General features: G+C 68.5%; 2 protein-coding genes. Both read right to left on the reverse strand.

The window, feature by feature from the left end; translation table 11 throughout:
* Positions 1 to 381: 381 nt before the first annotated feature.
* Positions 382 to 1,047 (reverse strand): response regulator transcription factor, encoded by a 666-nt coding sequence (locus tag VGR06_RS21590; RefSeq protein ID WP_327560935.1) that lies wholly within the window; start codon positions 1,045 to 1,047, stop codon positions 382 to 384.
* The coding region (locus VGR06_RS21595) for a sensor histidine kinase (RefSeq protein WP_414637307.1) at positions 1,044 to 1,551 on the reverse strand (508 nt) is incomplete at its 5' end. The genes VGR06_RS21595 and VGR06_RS21590, both read right to left, overlap by 4 nt.

Consider the following 1,551-nt stretch of genomic DNA (forward strand, 5'->3'; position numbering starts at 1 on the left):
GTGGCTCTTCCAACGCCCGCCCCGCCGGCCCGTCTTGGGTAAATGTGGCTTCAGCCGGGCCCACTCGTCGTTCGTCAGATCTCCCCGTCCCACGACGGGCGCAACGACCCCGGCCCGAACCAGTCACATGATCCGCCGGACAGGCCCTAGCAGCATGGCCACGCGGTGAGGGCCGAGCAGGCCGAGGCCGTGGCAATCAGCCAGACCAGATGCCTACGGTCTTGCCGTCCTCGCTCATGCGAGACCCGGAGCGGCTTCCCAACCCGGGAACTTCATCACGAACCCGTCCGGGCGACGATTCGAGTCGCGGCGTGCGGATCCTCGCTCTTGCTCGCTGGGGAAACCGCCGTCATATCGCTTTGAGGCCGGCGGCGGGATCGCTTAGATCAGGCCGTGTTCGTGGGCGAACACGACGATCTGGACTCGGTCGCGCAGCGCCAGCTTGCGCAGGATGGCACCCACATGGGTTTTGACCGTGGACTCGCTGGCGAACACGGTGCCGGCGATCTCCGCATTGGACAGACCGCGGGCCACGGCGGTGAACACCTCGCGTTCCTTGTCGGTGAGCCCGAGGAACGCCGCCGGCGGCGCCGCTTCGCCCTGGAACTGCTTGTTCAGCAAGGTGGCTAGGTCCTGCGGGGCGAGCACGGCGTTGCCGCCGTGGACGGTGCGGATCGCGTCGCGCAGCATCAGCGGCGTGGTGTCCTTGAGCAGGAAGCCGCTGGCGCCGTGGCGGATCGCGGTGGCGGCCCGGTCGTCGAGGTTGAAGGTGGTCAGCACGATCACGCGGACAGGCTTGTTCCGCCGGGCGACCCGCTCGGGTGCGAAGATCTGCCTGGACGCCTCGACGCCGTCCATCTGTGGCATCCGGACGTCCATCAGGACGACGTCGGGTCGCAACTCCTCGACCAGGCGGACTGCCTCCACCCCGTCCCCGGCCGCGCCGACCACGCGCATGCCTTCCTGCGCGTCGATGATGACCCGTACCCCTTCGCGGAAGAGCTCTTGATCGTCGACGAGCAGCACGGTGATCTCGTCGATTATCACGCGCCGCCCCGCACCGGCACGAACGCGGTCACGGTGAAGCTGATGCCGGCGGGTTGCTCGCGGTGGCGCACGTCGAGGTGGCCGCCGATCGCTTCGAGCCGGCGCCGCATGCCGTCCAAACCCCGCCCGGGGGTGGCGTCGTTGGATGCCTCCGTCATGTTGGTCACCTCGATGCGCAAGGTGTCGGCGAAGCCGCCGGCCGGTTGTGTCGCCGGCCAGTGCCGCTCGGCTGTGATGGGCTGGTCCCGCCGGCCGTGTTTGATGGCGTTGGTGAGCATTTCCTGGAAGACCCGGTAGGCGACCGCCCCGGTTTCGCGTGGCAGCTGACGCGGGGTACCCAGCTCGGTCGCGACGATCTCGTGTCCGCTGCTGCGCACCCCGGCGATGAGACTGTCGAACCGGTCCGCATCATCGCGCACCATGGTCGTGTCCTGGGTCGAGGAGAGCACCTGCCGTACATCCTGCAGGGAGGAGCGCGCCGAGGTGGCGATCGTCTGCAGGGTC

This window comes from Actinophytocola sp. (assembly GCF_036002505.1).
In the GTDB taxonomy this organism is placed as follows: Bacteria; Actinomycetota; Actinomycetes; order Mycobacteriales; family Pseudonocardiaceae; genus DASYTH01.